The sequence below is a fragment of the Paenibacillus sp. F4 genome (genome assembly GCF_002894905.1).
Lineage (GTDB): Bacteria > Bacillota > Bacilli > Paenibacillales > Paenibacillaceae > Paenibacillus > Paenibacillus polymyxa_B.
Genome location: NZ_POVS01000004.1, coordinates 117,082 through 132,962 on the forward strand (window position 1 = coordinate 117,082; position 15,881 = coordinate 132,962).

The following is a 15,881-nucleotide window of genomic DNA, read 5'->3' on the forward strand; positions in this document are numbered from 1 at the left end:
TCTTCGTTAATTTGTCCGTACGGAAGGTCTTTTATCCACAAGCTGATGCAAAATATCCTCGGCAATCTGGTCTGCAGGATGAGGCTTGCGGAGCAACTCAATCGCCTGCGTCATTTCTTCGGCAAGAGAGGGGGTGGAAATCAGGTCGAGACAATGCTGAATCAGCTCCTCCGTCGTGCGAGCAATACGGGCAGCTCCTTTTTGCTGCAAATACAGAGCATTATTTAGCTCCTGACCGGGTACGGGCTTGAACACAAGAATAGGCAAACCGGATGCAATGCTTTCCGAGAGTGTAATGCCGCCGGGCTTCGTAATCACCAAATTGCTCGCACGCATAAGTGCTGGAACAAAGTCCACGAATCCATAGGTGTAAATGTCCGGGTGGTCTGCATACAGCCCATCCACTTCTGCTTTCAGTTGCTGGTTACGTCCGCAGACGATGAGTAGCCGCAACTGAGGAAGCTTGCTTAATTGCCGACAGATATCCAGTATGCCGGATAGCACACCATAGGCGCCTGCCATAATGAGTACCGTAGTAGTCTCAGACTGTAGTGATGGAATTACCTGTTCCTGAACAGGAACTTCGTTAGCAGACATGTTATAAAAAGAAGCGTGAATCGGAATACCCGTAGCGATAATGCGTTCGATAGGTATTCCCCGCTGGGCGGCTTCCTGCTGGATATCCTCAGTGGCTACATAGTAGCGGTCAATATCGGGATGCAGCCAGCGCCCATGCAGATCGAAATCTGTAACTACGTTGACAATAGGCAAATTCATTTCCATTTTGCGGCGTAACGCCGGGAGCGCGAGCTGCGGGAACGTATGTATCACGAGATCCGGCAACTCCTTTTTCAGTGTGAGCGTAAGTTGACGCATTCCGAATGAATGCAACACATGGCCGAAGGCCGATTTAGCCTTCATACCGCGGGTGATGTTATAGACCCAGCCGTAAAGCTGAGGAATGGTTTTGAAGCTTTGCATATATACAAATTTGGTCAGACCGTTCAACCAGGGATGAGATTCAGCCATCAGGTCGAGAAGTTGTACCTCGCAGCGTCCGAGTCTTCGCAAACTGTCCATAATCGCCCGAGCGGCCTGCACATGGCCTTCCCCGTAACTGGCATATAATATTAGAATTTTTGGTGCTGAGACTTCCATGATTGTTTAGCCTCCTATATTCAATAAGCACATTAAAGCTCATTTCAGGAACGTTCCAAGTTGAGGGAGGATACGGCTGGCAAAACGTAGCGCTCCAGCAGTGTTCGCGGATTTTTCCAACGGCTCACCTTGCTATCTGCTGTAAATACTGCGACTGCGTTCGCTTCTGGCACAAGATAAATTTGCTGTCCTCCATGTCCGTGCGCACACGCATAGTTGATGCCGTGGAGTCGTCCTGTCCACCATTGGAATCCGTAATCCCCGAATTCTGGATAGCCTTCAACCTGTCGTTGTGTCGCCTGATGTAGCCAATCGGCCGGAATCAATTCTTTTCCGTTCCAGCTGCCTTGATGAAGGCAGCAGTCGCCGAATTTAGCCATGTCACGCGATGTCAGATATAGCCCGATGTGTCCCATAGTGTAGCCCTCTGGATCTTGTGCCCAACCACTTCTCCCGAAACCTAAGGGTTCGAACAGATGCTGGAGAGCGTACGTATAGGCGTCAATCCCACAACAATGGGTCAGCAGCACGGACAACAGGTGCGAATCAACACTACGATATTGGAATACACCGAGTTGATCCTCCTGTACAGGTAAGCGCAGGGCAAAGGACGGCCAGCTTTTGCTGCGATGAAAACGGTGGATAAAAGCTTCTCCGAGCTTTTTGCCCGTCTGCCAATACAAGCCGGATGTCATGGTCAACAGATGGCGAATCGTAATCTGCTCTAGCAGTGTTTCCTTCCGTCTAGGTAAATACTCAGGCAACAGCATATGCACAGCCGTCTCTGGCCCGGGCATATCACCGCGAGCCATAGCTATGCCGATGAGCGTGGAAGTGAAGCTTTTGGTCGCGGATCGCAAATCGTTCAGAGAGCTTACTTCATGACCATTGTAATAGCGTTCCCAGATCAGCTTGCCGTGGCGCAACAGTAGGAAGCTGTGCATTTTAGGAAACTTGGCTTGGATTTCACGGTCTGCCTGATCAAGTAGGGAGACATTGATGCCCTCCTCTTCACAAGTTCCTATGTTCAGGGCAGACATGCGGGCAACAGGTGCAGTGAACAACGGAACATAGCGGCTCATCCTTTTCCCTCCTTGTTATGTTTATTTATTTTACCCCAAACACATACACTCCAAAAACCGATAAATAAGGTATATCCTCTGTGCAACAGCTGATTGAGTACCCCAAATGACATGATGCGTAAAAGATAGGTAAAATCAATGTAAATTTACTGGAAAGCTGAAAGCTGTATCTGAATATGTTATAATGGGGTAGTGATTCAGCCAAAAGAAAATCGGTTAATAATAGTGTCAGGTACATGCCTTGTATAAGGTGTTCCCGACCTAAGCTGCAATTAGACATACTACTTCACTGCATAAGGACATCAATACTTTTCGGCATTCTCTTCAACGGAGCACTTATTTTCAACGTTTTGGGAGGGAGTTACATGGCAACGAAAGGTCACAATGAAGTTAAGGAAAGTCTGCGGGAAATGACTCGAATTTTCCGGCCTAAGGATCCCAAAAAATTTGTAAAGGAATATGTGCGAAAATACCGGATTACAGGAGGGTATGAGGAAGAGTTGACCATGGTGGTGGAAAACGAACTCGGTCGCATAAATTCTTCAGTATCTTAAAGGGTTCGATTACCCGAAAAACTAGAAATACGACTTTTATAAACCGTCTATCCACAGAGGAGACGGTTTTTTTGTGTCCGCCTTGCATACAATGGGATAGGTTTAGTGAATTTGTATGCTCAAAGGAGGCGGATTCCAATAGAGATAGCGATACGAACACCGGAGGAAATCGGCTACATGAGGGAGGCCGGACGTATTTTGGCAGATTGCCATCGTGCGCTGGAAAGTCGTATTCTTCCGGGAATCACAACGCTTGAAATCGATGCTTGGGTGGAGCAGTTTTTAAGCAAGCGCGGAGCTACGCCTGAACAAAAGGGCTATAAAGGTTTTCCTTATGCCACCTGCGCTTCGGTCAACGAGGTGGTATGTCACGGTTTTCCCTCGGAGCGGGTGCTTCATGATGGGGATATTGTGACCATCGACATTGTGGTTAACAAGGACGGTTGGCTGGCTGACCGAGGATGGACCTATGCGGTAGGTAACATTAGCCGCCCGGTAGCACGACTGTTGCGGCAGACCCATAAGGCACTGGTGCGCGGTATCGAGGTTGCCCGCCCGGGGAAGACGTTGGGGGATATCGGGCATGCTGTGGAAAAAATGGCAGGCTGGCGGCGGTTCGGCAACGTCAAGCCTCTGATCGGGCATGGCATTGGTCGCCAAATGCATGAGCCGCCAGAGGTTCTGCACTACGGTCGTCCCAAAACGGGATTACCGCTGCGCGAAGGGATGGTGATTACCATTGAGCCGGTATTTACCCTCGGAACCGAGGGCGCGGTGCTCTGGGGAGACGATGGCTGGACCATCAGCACAGCAGACGGCAGTTGGGGAGCTCAATACGAGCACACGATTGCGATTACAAAGAACGGTCCTTATATTTTGACCTCGTAAAAGAGAGTTGTGCCATAGGGAGTCAATGTGCGGGTCGTTTGCATAAGGCTCTCTAGGTAAGTTTTTTCAGGATGACACATTCATCGTGCTTGTAGAGATTTTTCGATAAAGCAACAGATAAATCCCCAGCTCGACAGGGGAGGAAACAGCCATCACAATTCCCGCCACTTTGCCATCCAGTCCTGGAAAAAAGCAGATACACAGAATAAGCGCGAGAATCGCAAAGCTTACAGAAAACAGCCTACCGATAAAGATAGGTTTGGTATTGCCGATTAATATCGACCGTCCAATAAAATATTCCACCCAAGGATAAAATGCAACATAGACAGCCAGTATACGAAGCAGTCCTCTGATTTCTAGCAACAGTTCTCCTTCCAATCCCAATACATTCCGTAACACAGGATCGCCAGCAAATCCGAAGGAAAGTAACAGTAGTAGCAACGGCGACAGGGTGGACAAAAAGCTCAAAAATATCAGCACTTCCCTGCGCTTGGACGTATAAAATTGAATCACAATTTGATGCAAAGAGCTGCAAAACCAGACAAATAAATTCAGGATTTGCAGTGCTACAGAAAAGGATGCCACGGCCAACAGTGGATCAGTTGTATTGTTCAGCGCTGCTTGGATGGAAGGATTCAAGATAACCAGCACCAGCGCCGAATATAGCAAAGGAAGGTAAAAAGGTAGGAGATGCTTCGCGTGATGGATGGTTTGCTCCCCGTTGTCAGGAGGCAGCATTCTTTTGAGAACCCGGCCTTCTAAAAAAGTAACGACCAGCTCTATGAGAATACCTGCAATAAAAATGGCGGCACCGACTCGTCCGTCATTCGTCCAGCCAGCACGGATCAAAAACAAGGAAGCAATTAGCATCACGATAATACGTATGGACGAGCTGAATGTCATCCATGCCGTTCGGTGCTTGTTAATAATAAGTCCCTGATATATGTTACGGACAGCTACCAATATGTATAGTAAAGTAAGAACCTGAAATACGTTCTTGGTGGGTTCGATCAATACTGGGGACACACCAAATACATATTGAAAGACCAGATTGCCTACGGGCGTCAATCCGATACTCCAGCCGATGATCAATACAGCCACCGCCACGAACGTACATAAAATACCAATAGAATGAACGGACTTGCGATCATAACCGAATTTCGTGGTCATCTGCCGTACAGCGGTTAACGGAGTTTCCAACAGCAGGCACAGGCTGACGGCAACCGCATAGCTGCTTAATGTAAACGAAGGATGCTCCGAACGAGCAAGCACAGCATTGACGATGACATGCGTTAGTGCAGCAATTAATGACGAAATGCCAAGCGGCACATAAAATGAAACAATTTTATTCAAGTCGAATCCTCCAGTAATGAATGAGTAGCATTGAATATTCTTATTATAGAACAAGATTTGGATCATCGGTATTATAGAAAGCATAATATTGGAAACTAGGAGTGGAACTTACATGAACATCAGGGAAGCAACGATTTCAGATGCCGAAGGCATCGCCAAGGTGCACGTAGATTGCTGGAGGACGACGTACAAAGATATAATGCCTGCCCAGGTTTTGAAACAGCTTTCCTATGAGCAAAGAACAGAACTGTGGAATGCGAATCTATCCAGTGAAGACGGCCATCGGGTATATGTTGCTGAAAATGAGAAGGGGGAAATCATCGGATTTGTGAGTGGGGGTCCAGAAAAGTCAGGTGAATATCCCCCGTTTGGGGGAGAAATAACGGCTATTTACGTTTTGAGTGAATACCATAGTTTAGGCTTGGGGAAGAGACTATTTTTACGTCTGCTTCAACATTTTAATAGTATGGATATTCACTCTGTAATCGTATGGGTGCTAGCAGATAATCCAGCATGTACTTTTTATGAAAAGCTGGGAGCCAAGCTTATAGTAGAACAACATATTATAAATATGAGTGGCAAAAACCTGAACATGGTGGCTTACGGTTGGATACTATTCGGATAGAATACGCTTTTGTCCTTCCAAGGCACGAATTGGTGCGATATTTTGCGTAAATTCCAACGTTCCCAGATAGCGGCCCTCAGCATCACGGATGGCAAAATAACGGATGTAGACAAATTTGTCCTTGATTGGAATCCAAAAATCTTCAACATCCTTGCGACCTGCCTTAAAATCTTCCAGCAGCTTCTCAACGACATGCACGCTTTGGGGTGGGTGGCAATTCTGTACGGTACGACCAATGACGGCTTTCGTGCGCGCGAAGATTCGTTCCTTACCATGGGAAAAATAGCGAACAACATCGTTTTCATCAATAAATGTCAGGTCAACAGGTAGATGGTTCAACAGCAGTTCCAATTGTTGTACAGATATAATCCCTGTCTCAAATCGCACGAAGCCTTGCGGTGTTCCAGATGTACCTTCCGTTTGCTCAAGGGCTTCTGCGGGTTCCTCTGCCCGTTCAGGTATCCATTCACGTTCGGGAGCAGTCAGGCAGAACCCGATTTCTTCGCTTTCCCGGGCTATTTTCAGCCACTCATCCTCTGTCAGCTTACTGAGTGCCATCGGCAGCAAAATATTCTCTTCCTTGAATATCATTTCATTCACTTCGCTCATGATATGGGCAAGTGCCTTCCCAATCTGTTCACGATCTCCGTTATATTCGGTGAGCAGACTCTTTGCCTCCTTAATCGCGGCACGAATGCTGTCGTCCACACCCCACATGACTTTGGTTGGGCCAAAAATTCCATAGCGTTCTAGATAAGGAAAGACCAGATTTTCTTTGCGGCTATAGTGCTTGTCGAGATCGAGCAGCAGACTTAAATCTTCCAGTAACTTGTAGATGATTTTGGGGCTGTCGTCCTTTTGAAATTGGTCCGCGTGCAATGACAACTTGAAGTTGACCAATCGTTCGATCTCTCGATTTTCCAGCTTGAAGGTATGAACGGGATGTCCCGGTTGTTCCTCTGGTCCTGAAGGACGGTGAATATCCTCAATGGAGCCCTTGAATATCGATGTATGCACGGAACAAAGACGCTGCACTTCCGATACGGGAATTCCCTCCTCAGTCATCAATGCATGCTCCATAGCTGAAATTTCCGCCACGCTTACTCCGCCAACAGCCTCTGCGAAACGGGCCTTGACTTCCTCCACACTTTTCCCGGCATGTAATTCTTTTATAATTTCCTTTAGCGTTTGTTGGCGTTCCGTTAATTCCTGTGCTGTATGTTCACGGTTATTAATTAGCTCGCTCATGATCGTTAGCTCCTTTATTTTTGAATGGTAAAACCATGTTGCAAAAACGTGCGTTCCACGGTTTCCATAGCTAATTTTTTCAATGCAATACCTTTGGACAGTGTCATAAAACGACCTGCGGTTTGTAACATGCCAGGCTTGGCGATATCGTGAAAACCCAGCTCTACCATAATGTCCTTCACTTCGGGGTAACGGTTAACAAGGTTAAATATCGGCTCATCCCAGTGCAGTATCTTATCCATTTATTCATCCCCTTGATTGAGAACGTTTATCATTTACAGAGTAGCATAGGTTCTGACGAGCTTTTGTGATTGTACGCACAATTTACATTCAGGTGTTGACAGTTGTAATTCATGGTTTATATACTGTGTATAAAGATATATACAGTAATAACACTGATTACTGTAATATAACTTCGTATGAAGAGAGAACGAGGTCGTCATTACAGGCAGTGCAGAAGGGATCAGGATAAGAAAATGACAATCATCAAGCAGGCATGGAAGATTACCCGGCAGGATTTTCGCAACAATCCATATGTCATGCTGTGGACATTGCTGTTTATTGCGTATTTGGGATTTACCATGAGTTTTGCTGTAAGTGTGCAATGGGGTGAACGTGGAAACTTGAGTCCAGTAGCCGATTTTATCATGCTGGTGTTGATTCCGTTTCTCGGATTCATTTATAACCGCCGTGCATTTAAATATCTTCAGGAAGATTCCTATACGCATATGCTAGCCTTTTTCCGCACTTTGCCTATACCGATGAATGCGGTGATTATGAGTCGAATTCAACAGGCGCTTTTGGCGTTTGTTATGAATAGTGTAATATTTTTCACTCTCTTTTTTACGTTGTCAGCTACGTTTCGGGTATATGCGAGTACAGGTTTCTTTGTATCGTTTGCACTTACCTGGATAGGCTACGGAATGCTGATTCAAGCCATTTATATTCATTTGGAATTTCTTAAAAAAGGAAAATCCTACTTTTGGATATCTATTGTCATTATGCTCATTTGTGGGATAGTTACGATTATAGTTCGAGTATGTGGGGCCAATCTGGTATTGATAACGGCATTTTATAGTAAGGAATGGCAGCTGTTGTCTCCGGTGATGTGGGGAGCGTTGCTGGCAGGAGTTCTGGGTATGTGGGTGTCCTATAAGGTGACACAGCGTAGGCTTATGAAACGGGACTTAACTTAGCGGTATGTGTACAAAGATAGATAAAAAGGGGGGAGAAGCAGGTGAATATACCAGTGCAAATTGATGAGAATAGCGCGGAACCGCTGTATGCACAAATTGAAAAGCAACTTCGTTCACTCATCGTAACCGGACAGATTGCAGCGGGAACGCTGCTTCCCTCCATTCGGGAGTTTGCAGGGACGCTCCGCTGCAGCGTCATCACCGTCCGGCGGGTCTATCAGGATTTGGAGAACGAGGGCTTGCTTCGTACCCGGCAGGGGACGGGCACCTTCGTAGCTCTGGTCGAGGACGATAAGCGCTCAGGTTACCGCCTTAAAGCAGTGACCGAGGCGTTGGAAACGGCGATTGACACAGGCATTGCTGTGCAGATGACAGAACAGGAATTGTTGGAGCTTTTCGCAGAAATGGTGAAGAGAAGGTATGAAGTCCAAGTGAAGGAGTGAAGCCCGTGAAGAACGATGCAAACCATCATGTGGAAGTTCCTATGGAGATACAGATAAAAACACCGATTATTGAGATGATCCAAGTCTATAAAACCCGAGGTAACCGGGAAATTGGACCGATTAATCTAACCATTGAACCGGGATATGTAGTCGCTTTGGCTGGACATAACGGATCGGGCAAAAGTACATTGATTCACCTGCTGACTCAGCTTATCCATCCGGATTCCGGTGAAATCCGTTGGTTCGGTCAAGCGTATCCGGACGGCATGCCGGCAGATACACGACAATGGGTTGGGTATGTGTCAGAGCAGCCAACCCGTGAGGAAGATCGACTCACAGCAGAAGCAGCAGCGGCTTTTCGAGCCTTGTGGTATCCCGGCTGGGATGAAACACGTTTTCAGCGTCTGATGGAACGATTTCAGGTTCCTCAGCATACGAAATTATCGCGCATGTCCAAGGGAGAGCGCCGTAAGTTTGAGCTGGCTGCAGCCTTGGCACCTCACCCTCGTTTGTTGCTGCTGGATGAGCCTTCGTCAGGTTTAGACCCTTTTGCCTGGAAAATCATGCTGGAAGAACTGCGGGATTGTATGGAGAACGGCAAAACGACGGTCATTATTGCTACTCATATTATAGACGAGATTAAGCGTTTGGCGGATTATATTGTTCTGATGCATGATGGCAGGCTGCTCGGCAAGCTGGAAAAAGACCATTTGCTCGAAAATAGCAAGGAAATGTGGTTTGAGGGCACGCCAGAGGAGGCATCGGAGCTTCCGGGAGTGGTAGAGACGGAGAGCGAAGGCGGATTGCAGCGAATTGTAACGTTGGCAGCCGGAGAGACCAGCGCCATATTGGAACAAGCGGGCATTCGCCCCATCCGTGTGCGGCGTTTGGAGCTGGATGATATTTTAATACATTGGTCTGCTGGACAACTATCAGATGATGCGGAGACATACTTGCAGAAAAAAGGAGCGGAGTAATCATGAGCATGCTGCAATTGAAAGAGGTCGTGAAGCAATATGGGAACCACACGGCGGTGAACGGAATTTCGCTGAATGTGAACGGCGGGGAGATTTACGGACTACTGGGAGGCAATGGAGCAGGCAAAACGACAACGATGCGCATGGTGCTCGGTCTGATTTACCCTGATGGGGGAAGCATTCAATATGAGGGTAAGCCCTATAGTAAGGAGCTTCAGCGGACGATGGGCTATTTGCCCGAGGAGCGTGGACTATACCCCAAGGTGAAGGTGAGCGAGCAAATTAACTATTTGGGCAGGCTGCGCGGCATGTCGGCCAAGGAGGCGGACAAAAGTCTACGTTACTGGCTGGAGCGCTTTGGAGTGCCGGAATATTACGACAAGCGGATAGAGGAGCTATCCAAGGGGAATCAGCAGAAAATGGGTTTTATTGCCGCTGTAGTGCATCGCCCGACGCTGCTCATTTTGGATGAGGCCTTCAGTGGGCTTGATCCTGTGAACGTCGAGCTGCTTAAGGAGACGGTAAAGGAGCTGCGGGACGATGGAGCTGCGATTTTATTCTCGACCCACCGCATGGAGCATGTGGAGGAACTGTGCCGCCATATTACGATTTTGCATCGTTCAAATACCGTTGTGCAGGGAAGTGTGCAGGAGATTAAGGGCCGTTACCCACGCGAAAAAGTTCGTCTCATCACTACAGGTGAAGTGAACGGACTGGAGCAATTGCCCGGCGTGCGCCGTGTAGAGCCTATGGATCGCGGCTGGATGCTGCATATTGAGCAGCCGGATGCGGCAAAGTTGATTTTACAAACGGCGTTAGGGCAAACGGATGTGGAGCATTTTGAGATTAAGGAACCTACGCTGAACGAGATTTTCATAAGAGAGGTGGGTGATTCCCATGAATAGACTGGGTACGGTAATCGGTTTTACGTTTCGTCAAAAGGCGAGAACCAAATCTTTTATCATTACAACGCTGGTACTGGCCTTGCTCATTACGATTGGTATGAATCTGCCGTATTTGATTTCTTTGTTTAAAGGAGATGGGGCAGGAGGTTCGGGCACAACGGCAGCCGAGCATCATCGTTTGGGTCTAATCGCCGGGAGCCGGACAGAAGTGGCGAATCAGCTGGAACAATTCACCAAGGAGCAATCCAACCCGGCAGCCATCTGGGTGCGTTATGACAACGTACAAACGCCGGCCATGCAGCAAGCCTTGAAAAACGGGGAGCTGCAAGGTTACGTGCAGTTCACGGAGCCTGCCGCCAAGGGAGACACGTTTCCTAAAGTGGAGTACGTCTCTGTAGAAAAAGAGCCATCTCCTGCTGTAATTACATTGTTGCAGACGGGACTTCAGGAAGCTAAGGTCAAAGCCATTATGGGCGGCAATGCATTAACCAGCGATCAAATTCGCGAAATTAGCACACCTGTATTGGTGGATAGCAGGGAAGTAGACGGTCCGTCTGAGGCAGGGGGAGCCGTGGGGACAGAGAAAAAAGAGACCTCTATGATTAACTATGGTTTGGTCTATGTACTGATGATTTTATTCTTCACCTCCTCCATGATGACGGGGAATATGATTGCTGCAGAGGTGACATCGGAAAAAAGCTCACGTATCATGGAGATTCTCATCACAAGCGTATCGCCGTTGACCCAGATGTTCGGAAAAATTATCGGCATTTTCCTGGTCGGTCTACTGCAAATTGCTGTCTTTGCAGCCGTTGTATGTGCCAACCTTATGCTGCCGCATAATAATGTCATTCTTAGCTCAGCCGGGCTGGATCTGTCGCAACTAAATATCGCGGTGTTGGGTTATGGTCTGGTATTCTACATCCTCGGCTACTTTCTCTACGCAGTATTGTTCGCCGCGGTGGGCTCCATCGTTAGCCGTACCGAGGAGTTGGGACAGGCGATCATGCCGATTACCGTGCTGTCACTAGCAGCCTTTTATATCGGTATCTTCAATATCGCCGCACCTGATACGATTTTCGTAAAGGTGGCTGGGTACATTCCGTTCTTTTCTCCGACCGTCATGCTGTTGCGGATTGGTCTGGAACGGGCGAGCTTGCTGGAAATCTGGCTGTCACTTGCCATTCTGGTCGCCTCCATTTTGCTGTTCGGTTGGTTGGCCGCCAAGATCTACCGTACGGGCGTCTTAATGTATGGCAAACGTCCTTCGTTCAAAGAGCTAAGAAAAGCTATGAAGGCTTACAAGATTTAAATTTTTTAAGAGCCAGTAAGTGTGTGGAATTATTCATTGTTATACATTAAATAATATTTAGTTTCTCCGAGTGGGTGGGTTCGATTGTGAACCCACCCATTTTCCATTGAACACAGTTATGGTTCTTTCTGTAAACAAAATCACTAATTTGTCCGATACATACATAAGGATGATTTACTGTTAAATATACCCTTGAAAATTATGATTTCACATATCATTAAAATTAGACTTCGGTTTAAGATAACCAACTACTTGAGACGTGCAGCCTATGTAAATGTGACGACTAGAAAGGAGATAGAGCGTGAATCGTGAAGAGGTTTTTCGACATTTTAAAAATGAAATCTATGAACCCCTAAAGCATCGAATGTTATTCGCATTGGAAGTCTATTTCCAAAATCATAAGCATGCCTTGGCTAAGGCATTTCGAAATTCACTGGAGCAGATATTTGAGAAAGCCAAGTTGATGCAGCAAGAAGGTAACAAACAGGCGTTGGGATATATATCCTATTCCATGCTTCGTACCGAATTAGCAAACGGAAGGGCGACCTATTTAGTGGAGGCGATGGATAAGAGATGGTTTATGGATCGACATACTTGTCGAGATACCTATAATGCAGATTGGGCATTTCGCTACTTGGACGAGTGGGAGATGGAATTAAGTAAGCATGCTAAGAAATATGGTGGAAGAATCGGACCAGATGATATTCAGAGGATGAAATTGCATGCGGCAGTATATGTTCATCAATATATCATTGCCTTGGCGCGTTTTAGTATCACAGAAGAATGGTTCGATGATATTCAGTTTGCTCATGAAATACAGTTGGAAGATGTGTTCGAACTAAGAGTCGGAGAGTATTTAGACCAAAGTGAAGTCGTTTATAAACGAGATATGCGTGTCAAAGATTCGACGGTGATTAAAGAATGGCTTGAAGAAAAAAAGACATATGACTACATACATGAAGTTTTTCGGGGAATTGACGGGTCTCAAGGAAACTATGAGGGAATACGTCTACAATATGCTGATTTGAGTGAAAGTTCCTTTAACAATAGTGATTTTACGGGAGGCAATTTGATTGGTTCCTGTTGGTATAAAGCATATTTACAAGAGGCTGATTTTAGCGATTGTTTGATTCAAGAAGCTCGTTTTGAAAAAGCCAACTTAAGAGGAACGTCTTTTCGAGATGCAGTAGCTGTACCTGGAATATACCAGTCTGAACGATGGGAAAGACCTGGTTTTCAACCCGTAAGTTTTGTAGGAGCAGATCTTACAGGAGCCACATTTCAGGGCGCTTACTTACAGAATGCAGATTTCACCGGGGCTATATTGCAGGGGGCCGACTTCATTGGTGCAGCTATAGAGGGGGCCTGTTTCAAAGGGGCGGTGCTGGATGGAAGCCGGTTTAGTTTAGGTATGCATCCATCCGTTCAGAGTATAACTTAATTTGAATAACCCAATGTGGGGCAGACGGAATGGAAGGGATGTGGCATAGTGGAGTATTTCCTTTGTCAGCAGGATGATCGGATGTTGAATTCTGCTGTTCCCGTATGGGACGAAGAAGCCAATGCAGAGATGATGGACCTAAATGACTGGACGAATTGGCCCCCGTCTTATGCTGCGCAGTTTAAGTTCAAGGGTCACGAAAATACAATTTACCCTGATATTCTAATGGGTTCCAGGACGATGGTATCTGATGCTGTGCATGAATTGTTACAGGTCTATGTGCCAAGCTTGTTCAGCCGCATGGCTTTGCTTCGGGATATGGAACGTTCGCAGCAAAAGTTGTATTGGATGATTCAACCCCCTTTAGTGGATTGTTTGGGTGAGAAAAGTCAATTTCATCCCGGAGGAACATTGATGAAGCTAGTCGTAGAGCGAGAGCGCACCGAGGGAAGACCTTTATTGCAAATCCAAGGGTTGCGTGAAACCTGCACGTTGGTCAATCTGGCCTTGGCGGAAAGTCTGCTGCGGAGAGGGACAAGTGGCCTCACCTTTCAGGAAGTCGCCATGCAGTAATAAAGATGGGAGTGGATGATGTATGGAACATCTGGATAAGGAAATTGTCTCGATGCTACACACAGTAACAGCAGAAAATGCCGAAAATGATCAATCTTTAATTGAGCATGAAGGAGTGAATCACGCTCACGGGAATGAGCCGTTTGGACAGCCGCTACAAACACTTATGCAAATTGGCGGGGAAAGACTGGTTTTTGCTCAGCGGTATTTAGTGGATGAACGCATCAGTATAACAATGCCAAAGAGCTTTCGGGATATGCCAATTGATGAGCAACTATTAAAATATCCTTCTCATCATCGCCCAGATTTTATTTTCACTAATGAGGCAGGCACGATTAACTTAACCTTCAAGCATACCGAAAGCCCGTTGCAAACAGCAGAGTTGGAGGACTTTACGGATGAGATGGCTATGGTGGTAAAACAAACCCAGAAGTTGACCGAATGGTTTGGCCATGAAGTGTTGGAGGTAGGAGAGAATCGAATAGGATACTGCGAATTTATGACGCCTGTATGGAATGCACGTATGTATAATTTATCCTTTTTCACAGTATTGGAAGGACGGGCGCTAATGTGTGCGTTTAACTGTACGGAAGAAGAAATGGTGACTTGGAAGCCCGTTGCCCGCAGTATGCTGCTAACATTGAAAATCGAACCCGAGCGAAAGGAAAGTAAACCTTTATGACATTAACTAACATTACATATGATCGGCTGCAAATTACACCATTTGAATTGGTGAGTATTCAGGAATTGCGTATGACCAAGCGGTTGAATGAGCATACCCGGCTCTCTTTTACAGCTATTTTACCTGAAGAATTACAGGACAGTTATGTTCAATTGATCGAAGCCGATTCCCCGGTTTGTGTATCACAATTGGATGAGGCAGGAACACCAACACCGCTATTTAACGGAACGATACTTCATATGGAAGTCAAAGCTGTCCGAGATGTGTATTACCTGGAGGTCGAGGCTATATCACACACGTATAAACTGGATATTCGCAAAAAAGACAGGTCCTTTCAGGATAAAAATATGAAGGTAGAGGAATTGCTGCGGGATGTAGGTAGGGATTATCCCGGTTTTGACATTATTGATTCGGCTACAGGGGGAGCAGATTTAGGTCGCATAGCGGTCCAATATCGTGAAACCGATTGGGAGTTCCTCAAGCGGATCGCTTCGCGTTATCATACTTCACTCACGCCTGCCTCGGTGTTTGATGTGCCGAAGTGTTATTTTGGTGTTGAGGAGACCCAGTCAGGACTTGATGTAACGAATTATCATTATACCGTCAGTAAACGAGTTGCGGATTATCGTTATTTTAACGGCAATGATACAGCACATGTAAACGAGCATGATTTTATTGATTATCTGGTTGAGGCGGAGCAAGTCTTGGAGTTAGGCAGCACCGTTACCTTTAAAGGTAAAAGCTTGTATGTGTACAAGGTAGACACTCACATGCAAAAGGGTGTACTGCAGCACGTGTATACCTTAACTTCTCACAAGGGGTTGAGGCACAAGGAAGTCTTTAACGAACAGCTTATTGGTCTGTCTTTACCAGGTAAAGTCATTCAGGTAGAGCGAGATCGTATCAAATTACATTTGAATATAGATGCCGTTCAAGACCCTGCGAAGGCCCACTGGTTCACGTATGTTTCTCCTTATACTGCAGAAGGACATAGCGGATGGTACGTGATGCCTGAGTTGGGAGATACCGTGCTACTCTATTTCCCTGCCCATCGGGAAGAAGAAGGCATGGCAAGTACATCTTTGCGCCAAAAGAATCAGAGTGTAGAGCAGCATGCGCTTGCTAATCCCGACATCAAATTATTTCGTACGGCCCACGGTAAGGAAATCAAATTAACTCCTGATGAAATTGTAATCACCAGTAAGGAGGGAGCTGTGTATATACAGTTAAATGAGAAGGATGGTATTCATATTGTAAGCGACAAACAAATTCATTTCTCAGCAGGAGGAAATATCTCCATACATTCCGGCAGTAAAGTGAAAATCACGGCAGGGAATGAAATTCAAATGACTAGCAAAGGCAGCACCGTATCACTGGGTGGAATGACAAATGTTCTTGGCAGTGAAGTGAAGACGAACTAAGAAAGGAATGAAGGGGGGATAGA

The 15,881-nt window shown here is 46.3% G+C and carries 17 protein-coding genes; 12 read left to right on the forward strand and 5 right to left on the reverse strand.

Annotation, left to right across the window (positions count from 1 at the left end):
• Nucleotides 1–6: 6 nt before the first annotated feature.
• Complete coding sequence (locus C1T21_RS01225; protein ID WP_103046885.1) at nucleotides 7–1,158, reverse strand: MGDG synthase family glycosyltransferase; 1,152 nt, start codon at nucleotides 1,156–1,158, stop codon at nucleotides 7–9.
• 44 nt (nucleotides 1,159–1,202) lie between these two features.
• Entirely contained in the window at nucleotides 1,203–2,240 is a 1,038-nt protein-coding gene (locus tag C1T21_RS01230; protein WP_103046886.1) for a serine hydrolase domain-containing protein, read from the reverse strand.
• A 365-nt stretch (nucleotides 2,241–2,605) separates the two neighbouring features.
• Between C1T21_RS01230 and C1T21_RS01235 the strand changes: the two genes are divergently transcribed.
• Both C1T21_RS01235 and map read left to right on the forward strand, forming a co-directional pair.
• The gene (locus C1T21_RS01235; RefSeq protein WP_007428354.1) at nucleotides 2,606–2,794 is read left to right on the forward strand and encodes a hypothetical protein; all 189 of its coding nucleotides are present in this window, start codon (nucleotides 2,606–2,608) and stop codon (nucleotides 2,792–2,794) included.
• A gap of 105 nt (nucleotides 2,795–2,899) precedes the next feature.
• Nucleotides 2,900–3,682, forward strand: coding sequence for a type I methionyl aminopeptidase (gene map / locus C1T21_RS01240; protein ID WP_103046887.1), 783 nt, complete (start codon nucleotides 2,900–2,902; stop codon nucleotides 3,680–3,682).
• A gap of 66 nt (nucleotides 3,683–3,748) precedes the next feature.
• Here map and C1T21_RS01245 read toward each other — a convergent pair whose 3' ends face one another.
• The gene (locus tag C1T21_RS01245; RefSeq protein WP_103046888.1) at nucleotides 3,749–5,035 is read right to left on the reverse strand and encodes a hypothetical protein; all 1,287 of its coding nucleotides are present in this window, start codon (nucleotides 5,033–5,035) and stop codon (nucleotides 3,749–3,751) included.
• Between the two features lie 112 nt (nucleotides 5,036–5,147).
• Here C1T21_RS01245 and C1T21_RS01250 point away from each other — a divergent pair, with 112 nt between their 5' ends.
• Nucleotides 5,148–5,660 (forward strand): GNAT family N-acetyltransferase, encoded by a 513-nt coding sequence (locus C1T21_RS01250; protein WP_103046889.1) that lies wholly within the window; start codon nucleotides 5,148–5,150, stop codon nucleotides 5,658–5,660.
• Here the strand turns inward: C1T21_RS01250 and C1T21_RS01255 are convergent.
• A complete protein-coding gene (locus C1T21_RS01255; protein ID WP_061831089.1) occupies nucleotides 5,649–6,908 on the reverse strand; it encodes a DUF438 domain-containing protein in 1,260 nt (419 codons plus the stop codon). The two genes, C1T21_RS01250 and C1T21_RS01255, sit on opposite strands and share 12 nt — an antisense overlap.
• A gap of 14 nt (nucleotides 6,909–6,922) precedes the next feature.
• A complete protein-coding gene (locus tag C1T21_RS01260) occupies nucleotides 6,923–7,150 on the reverse strand; it encodes a DUF1858 domain-containing protein (RefSeq protein WP_103046890.1) in 228 nt (75 codons plus the stop codon).
• A gap of 234 nt (nucleotides 7,151–7,384) precedes the next feature.
• Here C1T21_RS01260 and C1T21_RS01265 point away from each other — a divergent pair, with 234 nt between their 5' ends.
• The 9 genes from C1T21_RS01265 (at nucleotide 7,385) to C1T21_RS01305 (ending at nucleotide 15,858) form a co-directional block, all read left to right on the forward strand.
• Nucleotides 7,385–8,104: a hypothetical protein gene (locus C1T21_RS01265; protein WP_103046891.1), complete on the forward strand. Its 720-nt coding sequence runs from the start codon at nucleotides 7,385–7,387 to the stop codon at nucleotides 8,102–8,104.
• A gap of 41 nt (nucleotides 8,105–8,145) precedes the next feature.
• Nucleotides 8,146–8,547 carry a GntR family transcriptional regulator gene (locus C1T21_RS01270; RefSeq protein ID WP_039270421.1) on the forward strand — a complete coding sequence of 134 codons (402 nt, stop codon included), beginning with the start codon at nucleotides 8,146–8,148 and terminating at the stop codon, nucleotides 8,545–8,547.
• Between the two features lie 41 nt (nucleotides 8,548–8,588).
• Nucleotides 8,589–9,524 (forward strand): ATP-binding cassette domain-containing protein, encoded by a 936-nt coding sequence (locus tag C1T21_RS01275; protein WP_103047030.1) that lies wholly within the window; start codon nucleotides 8,589–8,591, stop codon nucleotides 9,522–9,524.
• 2 nt (nucleotides 9,525–9,526) lie between these two features.
• Complete coding sequence (locus tag C1T21_RS01280; RefSeq protein WP_103046892.1) at nucleotides 9,527–10,429, forward strand: ABC transporter ATP-binding protein; 903 nt, start codon at nucleotides 9,527–9,529, stop codon at nucleotides 10,427–10,429.
• On the forward strand, nucleotides 10,422–11,741 hold the full coding sequence (locus C1T21_RS01285; RefSeq protein ID WP_103046893.1) for an ABC transporter permease: 1,320 nt from the start codon (nucleotides 10,422–10,424) through the stop codon (nucleotides 11,739–11,741). Before C1T21_RS01280 ends, C1T21_RS01285 begins: the two co-directional genes overlap by 8 nt.
• A gap of 301 nt (nucleotides 11,742–12,042) precedes the next feature.
• Nucleotides 12,043–13,182, forward strand: coding sequence for a pentapeptide repeat-containing protein (locus C1T21_RS01290; RefSeq protein WP_103046894.1), 1,140 nt, complete (start codon nucleotides 12,043–12,045; stop codon nucleotides 13,180–13,182).
• 48 nt (nucleotides 13,183–13,230) lie between these two features.
• A complete protein-coding gene (locus C1T21_RS01295; RefSeq protein ID WP_258012327.1) occupies nucleotides 13,231–13,755 on the forward strand; it encodes a hypothetical protein in 525 nt (174 codons plus the stop codon).
• 22 nt (nucleotides 13,756–13,777) lie between these two features.
• Nucleotides 13,778–14,437: a hypothetical protein gene (locus C1T21_RS01300; protein ID WP_103046896.1), complete on the forward strand. Its 660-nt coding sequence runs from the start codon at nucleotides 13,778–13,780 to the stop codon at nucleotides 14,435–14,437.
• Nucleotides 14,434–15,858: a phage baseplate assembly protein V gene (locus tag C1T21_RS01305; protein WP_103046897.1), complete on the forward strand. Its 1,425-nt coding sequence runs from the start codon at nucleotides 14,434–14,436 to the stop codon at nucleotides 15,856–15,858. The genes C1T21_RS01300 and C1T21_RS01305 overlap by 4 nt, the downstream gene beginning before the upstream one ends.
• Nucleotides 15,859–15,881: the final 23 nt, after the last annotated feature.

Coding starts and splice junctions, on each gene's coding strand:
- C1T21_RS01225 (WP_103046885.1), bottom strand. CDS start 1,158: ATGGAAGTCTCAGCACCAAAAATTCTAATATTATATGCCAGTTACGGG.
- C1T21_RS01230 (WP_103046886.1), bottom strand. CDS start 2,240: ATGAGCCGCTATGTTCCGTTGTTCACTGCACCTGTTGCCCGCATGTCT.
- C1T21_RS01235 (WP_007428354.1), top strand. CDS start 2,606: ATGGCAACGAAAGGTCACAATGAAGTTAAGGAAAGTCTGCGGGAAATG.
- C1T21_RS01250 (WP_103046889.1), top strand. CDS start 5,148: ATGAACATCAGGGAAGCAACGATTTCAGATGCCGAAGGCATCGCCAAG.
- C1T21_RS01255 (WP_061831089.1), bottom strand. CDS start 6,908: ATGAGCGAGCTAATTAATAACCGTGAACATACAGCACAGGAATTAACG.
- C1T21_RS01260 (WP_103046890.1), bottom strand. CDS start 7,150: ATGGATAAGATACTGCACTGGGATGAGCCGATATTTAACCTTGTTAAC.
- C1T21_RS01265 (WP_103046891.1), top strand. CDS start 7,385: ATGACAATCATCAAGCAGGCATGGAAGATTACCCGGCAGGATTTTCGC.
- C1T21_RS01275 (WP_103047030.1), top strand. CDS start 8,589: ATGGAGATACAGATAAAAACACCGATTATTGAGATGATCCAAGTCTAT.
- C1T21_RS01280 (WP_103046892.1), top strand. CDS start 9,527: ATGAGCATGCTGCAATTGAAAGAGGTCGTGAAGCAATATGGGAACCAC.
- C1T21_RS01285 (WP_103046893.1), top strand. CDS start 10,422: ATGAATAGACTGGGTACGGTAATCGGTTTTACGTTTCGTCAAAAGGCG.
- C1T21_RS01300 (WP_103046896.1), top strand. CDS start 13,778: ATGGAACATCTGGATAAGGAAATTGTCTCGATGCTACACACAGTAACA.
- C1T21_RS01305 (WP_103046897.1), top strand. CDS start 14,434: ATGACATTAACTAACATTACATATGATCGGCTGCAAATTACACCATTT.